Source organism: Pantoea sp. GbtcB22, assembly GCF_019091025.1.
GTDB lineage: Bacteria > Pseudomonadota > Gammaproteobacteria > Enterobacterales > Enterobacteriaceae > Pantoea > Pantoea leporis.
Map to the genome: position 1 here is coordinate 1 of NZ_JAGXKB010000853.1, position 236 is coordinate 236.

1 protein-coding gene is annotated in these 236 nt (G+C 32.6%); it reads left to right on the top strand.

The features are described from left to right. Positions 1 to 211, top strand: a 211-nt coding sequence (locus KVT28_RS26860) for a hypothetical protein (protein ID WP_217551367.1), incomplete at its 5' end; no start/stop codon positions are given. Positions 212 to 236 lie beyond the last annotated feature (25 nt).

Genomic DNA, 236 nt, shown 5'->3' on the forward strand with positions numbered 1-236 from the left:
TTTACTTGTTGACAATAGAATAATTTCAAAAGGTGTCAGCCAATGCTCTATTAGAATTAGAAAGGCTGATAGTAGTAATATGTTAGCATTTAAGTTTGATCTATCTTTATTGCCAAAGATTTTATCTTCATGGTTTGCTTGTGGTAATTCAAAATTTAAAGAACAAAACCAAAGCCACACAGTTCTGATAAGGCCGATGGTAATACCTTGAGTAATTCTAAAGCATCGTGCCAAAG